This is a genomic window from Burkholderia sp. Ac-20392, from assembly GCF_017104585.1.
Lineage (GTDB): Bacteria > Pseudomonadota > Gammaproteobacteria > Burkholderiales > Burkholderiaceae > Burkholderia > Burkholderia lata.
The window spans coordinates 1-5805 of record NZ_JAAGPB010000493.1 but is presented as its reverse complement, the minus strand read 5'-3'; the positions used below and the strand labels follow the sequence as shown (position 1 = coordinate 5805).

The window sequence follows — 5805 nt, the reverse complement described above, 5'->3', positions numbered from 1 at the left end:
GCCTTCGGCAACGACCAGCGGATGCTGCTGCCGGCCGCGATGCTCGCGGGCGGCGGCGGCGTAATGGCGGCCGACCTGCTCGCACGCACCGCGATCGCGCCCGCGCAACTGCCGGTCGGTGTGATGACCGCATTGATCGGCGTGCCGGTGTTCCTGTGGATGTTGTTGAGGAGGCCGATGCGATGAGCGGGGCCACTCTGCACGCCACGGCCGGCGACATGAACTACGCGGCCGTCGACCTGACGCTGAAGGCCGGCGCGCGCACGCTGCTCGACGGCTTCACCCAGGTGTTTCGTCCCGGCGAGATCTGGTGCGTCGCCGGGCCGAACGGCGCGGGCAAGACGACGCTGCTCGCGACACTCGCGGGGCTGCAGGCGCCCGCCGGCGGACACGTCGAGATCGACGGCCGGCCGCTTGCCGCATGGCCGCCCGAGCAGCTTGCGCAGCGTCGCGCGCTGATGCCGCAGCAACTGCACGACGCATTCAGCGCGACCGTGTTCGACACAGTGCTGCTCAACCGCTTTCCGTATCTCGGCGGCTGGGGCTGGGAGCGCGATGGCGACCGCGCGGCGGCGCGCGACGCGCTGGCGACCTTCGATCTGACCGCACTCGCGTCGCGCGACGTGCTGTCGCTGTCGGGCGGTGAGCGCCAGCGTGTCGCGCTGGCCGCGACGCTGTGCCAGGACGCGCCGTCGATGCTGCTCGACGAGCCGCTCGCGCATCTCGACCTGCATCACCAGATCGATTGCCTGACCGCGCTGGCCGCATGGCTCGACGCGAGCCCGCGCACGGTGCTGTTCTCGTGCCATGATCTGAATCTTGCGCGGCGTTTCGCGACGCATGCACTGTTGCTCGACGGCCGAGGCCATGCGTGGGCCGGCCCCGTGCACGACGTGCTGACGCCCGAGCGCGCGAGCGATGCGTTCGGTTATCCGCTCGTGCTGATCCGCGAGAATGGCCGCGACGCGCTGCTGCCCGCGTGGCCCGAGCGACAATGACCTTTTCCTTTCCGATGCGCGACGCACGCCGCGCCAACGACACGGCTTTTCGATGACGACCTCGACCCACTTCCCGCCCGCGATCGCGCCGCTCGACGATGTGCTGCGCAAGCGCCTGCAGCACGTGATCGACCACAAGACCAAGCCGCCCGGCAGCCTCGGCCAGCTCGAGGCGATCGCGTTGCAGATCGGCCTGATCCAGCATACGGAGCGGCCGGTCGTGCAGCGTCCGGTGATGATCGTGTTTGCCGGCGATCACGGGATTGCCGCCGAGGGCGTGAGTCCTTATCCGCAAGCGGTGACCGCGCAGATGGTCGCGAACTTCCTCGCCGGCGGCGCGGCAATCAACGCGTTCTCGGGCGTCGCGCAGAGCACGCTCGAGATCGTCGATGCGGGTGTTGCGTCGCCGCTGCCGCTGTCCGACCGGCTGGTGTCGCTGCCGGTCGCGCGCGGGACGCGCAACTTCGCGGCGGAGCCGGCGATGACGCGCGACGAGGCGATGACGGCGCTCGCGGCCGGCGCGGCGCGCGTGCGCCTGCATGCATCGCTCGGCACGAACGTGATCGGCTTCGGCGAGATGGGGATCGCGAACACGTCGTCAGCCGCGTGCCTGATGAGCCGCCTGCTCAGCGTGCCGATCGACGCGTGCGTCGGGCGCGGCACCGGCCTCGACGACCAGGGCCTCGCGCACAAGCGTGCGGTGCTCGGTCGTGCGCTCGTCAAGCACTCGCACGCGATCGCGCCGCTCGATGTGCTCGCGACGTTCGGCGGCTTCGAGATCGCGATGATGACGGGAGCGTATCTCGCGGCCGCGAGCGAGCGGATGACGATCCTGGTCGACGGCTTCATCGCGACGGCCGCGCTGCTCGTCGCCGAGCGCATCGCACCCGGCGTGCGCGACTACTGCGTGTTCTCGCATACGTCGCACGAAGCCGGGCACCGCCGCATGCTCGAACATTTCGGCGCGAAGCCGCTGCTCGCGCTCGACCTGCGGCTCGGCGAAGGCACGGGCGCCGCGCTCGCGCTCCCACTCGTGCGTGCGGCCGCCGCATTCCTCACGGAGATGGCGAGCTTCGAATCCGCCGGCGTCGACAATCGTGACGCCTGAGCGCGCGCGCGGCGTGCGTGCCGAACTGCGCTACTTCTTCGTCGCGCTCGGCTATTTCACACGCGTGCCCGTGCCGCGCTCGATCGGCTACGCAGCCGGCGATCTCGACCAGGCCGCGCGTTATTTCCCGCTCGTCGGCGCCTGTGTCGGCGCATGGGGCGCGCTCGTCTATCTTGCTGCGCTGCGCGTGTTGCCGCCGTCGATCGCGGTCGGGTTGTCGATGGCTGCGACGCTGCTCGCAACGGGCGCCTTTCACGAGGATGGCCTGGCCGACAGCTGCGATGCGTTCGGCGGCGGCTATACGCGCGATGACGTGCTGCGCATCATGCACGACTCGCGGATCGGCACGTTCGGTGCGGTCGCGCTCGTGATCTCGCTCGGCGTGAAATGGCAGGCGCTGGCGACCATGCTGCCGTTGCGCGCCGCGTGGACGATGATCGCCGCACACGCGGCGAGCCGCGCGGCAGCGGTGAGCTTGCTGATGACGCTCGACTACGTGCGGCCGGAAGGCAAGGCGAAACCGGTCGCGCAACGGATGGGGGCACGCGCGGCGTGCGTCGCGGCGCTATTCGGATTGCCCTGGCTGTTCTGGCCTGACTGGCGCATGGGCGTCGCCACATGCGTTGCGCTCGTGCTCGTGCGCGCGTGGGCCGCCCGCTATTTCGTGAAGCGGATCGGCGGCTATACGGGCGACTGTCTCGGCTTCACGCAGCAACTGTGCGAACTGGCGATCTATCTCGTGGTGCTCGGATGGACGTCGTCCTGATCCGTCATCCGGCCGTCGGCGTCGAGCCGGGCATCTGCTACGGACGCAGCGACGTGCCGCTCGCGGCGCCAGCCGACGCCGGCGCGCAGGCCGTGCGCGCGCATCTGTCGGCACGCTGCGCACCGCTTCCCGAACAGGTCTGGACGAGCCCGCTGACGCGCTGCGCGTCGATTGCCGAACGGCTCGCGCAGGCATGCGACGTGCCGCTGCGACGCGACGCGGACTGGCAGGAGATGGATTTCGGCGCGTGGGAAATGCGGCGCTGGGACGATATCGATCGCGCGGCGCTCGATGCGTGGGCGGCCGACCTGATGCACGCGTGTGCGCATGGCGGCGAAAGCGTTGCGCGGTTTGCTGCGCGGGTCGCGGGGCGGGTCGACGCAGTGGTGCAGTTCGGCCGGCCGCAATGGGTCGTCACGCATGCGGGCGTGATCCGTGCGTTTGCATCGCATGTCCTGCGCGTGCCGCTCGGTACGCTGCTGTCGCGGTCAGTACCGACCGGTGGTGTCGTCTGGCTGCGCGCGGATGTCGCCGTGCGAAAGTGGGAAGTGGTGCACTGGGACGAATAGGCGCGCTGGCCACTGCGTGTGAACGACGCTGCGCGCAGTCAATTCGTCTCAGACATCTGACACGCGATGAACAGGAAAGTCGCCGCCAATCAGCGCGCTGCGAGCCGCGTACGCGCGGCATCGAGATCCTCGCACAGCGCAGCCGCGCCCTGCGCGATCCGCGGCGACGGCCGTGTCAGCAGATCGCCGTCGATCGCGAACAGGTTGTTGCGCGCCACGGCCGTCAGTGCGGGCCACGCGCGCCAGCGCGCCAGGCTTGGCAGCGGTTCGTCGGAGCGTGTCGTACCCGCACTGGTCGTCACGATCGCCTCCGGATTCGCCGCGAGCACCGCCTCGTCGGTGACGGTCGGCACGAGCGGCTTGAGCGATGCGAACACATTGCGGCCGCCACACAGCTCGATCACGTCGTTGATCAGGTGCGCACCGTTGAGCGTCATCAGCGGCCGATCCCAGACCTGGAAGAACAGCGTGACCGGCGCTCGCGCGGCGTAACGCGTGCGCAGCGCCGCGATGTCGCGCGTATAGGCGGCCGCGGCCGCATCGGCCGCCGGTTGCGTGCCGAGCAGCGTGCCGAGCCGGCGCAGCGACGACGATACGTCGTCGAGATGTTTCGGTTCGCTGAAGAACAGCGGGATGTGCAGCGCACGCAGCGCGTCGGTCTGCCGCTCGGCGTTGCCGTGCCGCCAGACGACGATCAGGTCGGGCTTCAGCGCGGCGATCCGCTCGAGGTCGAGCGACTTGTTGTCGCCGACACGCGGTATCGCTTGCGCGGCGGGCGGATAGTCGCTGTACGTGACGGTGCCGACGAGCTTCGCTCCTCCGCCGGCCGCGTAGATCAGCTCGGTCGCGTGCGGTGCGAGGCTGATCACGCGCTGCGCGGGTGCCGGCAACGTGACGGGATTGCCGGCGTCGTCGCGTGTCGTGACATCGGCGCGGACGAGTGGCGCGTAAGCGAGCGCGGCCAGTAACGCGACTGGCGCGAGCCGTCGAAACATGGACGGATTCATGCGGATTCCTGTTGCAGCGTCGGCACGCAGTGCGTGAGCGCGTCGTCGAGGCGTTGCCATTCGGCTTCGCTGCCCGGCAGACCGACGCGTATGCTCGACGGTGCCGGAAAGTGCCGCGTCCAGACCCCGCGTGCCGCGAGTGCCGTATGCAGTGCCGCAGCGCGCGGGTCGTCGGTCCAGCAGAAAAGCGGCGTCGCGCGAACTGTGAAGTCGTGCGCGCGCAGCAAGGCGGCCAGCCGCTCGCCGTCGGCCGCGAGCCGTTCGCGGGCTGCGGCCTGCCATGCGCGGTCGGCGAACGCCTCGGCGACCGCGTGGCGGGCGGGGCCGCCGACCGTCCATGCACCGAGCATGTCGCGCAGCGCGACGATCAGGTCAGGACACGCGAGCACGAAGCCTGCGCGGATGCCGGCGAGCCCAAAGAACTTGCCGACCGAACGCAGGACGACGAGGCCCGGGCGATCGACGTGCGGCGCGAGCGACCGCGTCGCGCCGGTATCGGCGAATGCTTCGTCGACGATCAGCGTGCCGCCGCGCGCCGCCAGTTGCGCGTGCCAATCGAGCAGGCGCTCGGCCGGCACGAACTCGGTAGTCGGATTATTCGGATTCCCGACGATGACGTGACGCAGCGTCGCCGGCAGCGTATCCGTGTCGATGTCGAGCGCGACGACGCGATGGCCGTGGCGTGCGAAGGCGGGCGCGTATTCGCCGTACGCGAGCGTCGCGACGCCGGCGTCGCCGGTCGGCAGCAACGCGGGCAACGCACGGATTGCGGCCTGGCTGCCGGCAACCGGCAGCACGTGTGCGGGATCGGGGGCGTGGTAGTACCGCGCGGCGCAGGCCGCGAGGCCGTCGCCGTCGTCGGGCAGCCGGCGCCACGCGTCGGCCGGGACGGGCGGGACCGGATAGCCGACCGGATTGATGCCGGTCGACAGGTCGAGCCACGTGTCGTACGGAATGCCGTGGCGGCGCGCGGCTTCATGCAGGTTGCCGCCGTGCGCGATGCGTGTGTCAGACATGATGGGTAGCCATGGCGAGTGCGCCGCTTGCGACCAGCAGCGCGAGCCACAGGGCAAGCGTGCGCGTGACGAGCGACAGCGCGGCGACGATGTGGACAGCGGTCGCCGTGGCGCCGGTGCCGAGCGCGGGACGGTCCTCGATCTCGCCGTGATAGACGGCCGGGCCGCCGAGCTGGACGTTCAAACTGCCGGCGCCGGCAGCCATCACCGGGCCCGCGTTCGGGCTGTCCCAGTGGTGCGCCTGCGTGCGCCAGCAGCGCCATGCGGCGGCCGTGTCGCCGAGCAGCGCGTAGCTCGCGGCCGTGAGGCGCGCGGGCATCCAGTTCAGCGCGTCGTCGAGG

General features: G+C 70.5%; 8 protein-coding genes. 5 read left to right on the top strand and 3 right to left on the bottom strand.

Going from position 1 to position 5805, the window contains the following annotated elements; genetic code table 11:
• From G3N99_RS32980 to cobC, 5 genes are all read left to right on the top strand, one after another.
• On the top strand, positions 1–186 hold a 186-nt coding region (locus tag G3N99_RS32980), incomplete at its 5' end, for an iron chelate uptake ABC transporter family permease subunit (RefSeq protein WP_206124467.1).
• The gene (locus tag G3N99_RS32975; RefSeq protein ID WP_206124466.1) at positions 183–998 is read left to right on the top strand and encodes an ABC transporter ATP-binding protein; all 816 of its coding nucleotides are present in this window, start codon (positions 183–185) and stop codon (positions 996–998) included. The genes G3N99_RS32980 and G3N99_RS32975, both read left to right, overlap by 4 nt.
• A 52-nt stretch (positions 999–1050) precedes the next feature.
• The gene (cobT, locus tag G3N99_RS32970; RefSeq protein ID WP_174941602.1) at positions 1051–2106 is read left to right on the top strand and encodes a nicotinate-nucleotide--dimethylbenzimidazole phosphoribosyltransferase; all 1056 of its coding nucleotides are present in this window, start codon (positions 1051–1053) and stop codon (positions 2104–2106) included.
• Complete coding sequence (locus tag G3N99_RS32965; protein ID WP_174941604.1) at positions 2096–2872, top strand: adenosylcobinamide-GDP ribazoletransferase; 777 nt, start codon at positions 2096–2098, stop codon at positions 2870–2872. Before cobT ends, G3N99_RS32965 begins: the two co-directional genes overlap by 11 nt.
• Complete coding sequence (gene cobC / locus G3N99_RS32960) at positions 2857–3441, top strand: alpha-ribazole phosphatase (protein WP_206124465.1); 585 nt, start codon at positions 2857–2859, stop codon at positions 3439–3441. Before G3N99_RS32965 ends, cobC begins: the two co-directional genes overlap by 16 nt.
• Positions 3442–3530: 89 nt before the next feature.
• On the opposite strand, the gene G3N99_RS32955 is transcribed toward cobC, so the two are convergent.
• The 3 genes from G3N99_RS32955 to G3N99_RS32945 all read right to left on the bottom strand — a co-directional run.
• Entirely contained in the window at positions 3531–4448 is a 918-nt protein-coding gene (locus G3N99_RS32955) for a cobalamin-binding protein (RefSeq protein WP_206124464.1), read from the bottom strand.
• Positions 4445–5464 carry a threonine-phosphate decarboxylase CobD gene (gene cobD / locus G3N99_RS32950; RefSeq protein ID WP_206124463.1) on the bottom strand — a complete coding sequence of 340 codons (1020 nt, stop codon included), beginning with the start codon at positions 5462–5464 and terminating at the stop codon, positions 4445–4447. The genes G3N99_RS32955 and cobD overlap by 4 nt, the downstream gene beginning before the upstream one ends.
• The coding region (locus tag G3N99_RS32945) for a cobalamin biosynthesis protein (protein WP_206124462.1) at positions 5457–5805 on the bottom strand (349 nt) is incomplete at its 5' end. The genes G3N99_RS32945 and cobD, both read right to left, overlap by 8 nt.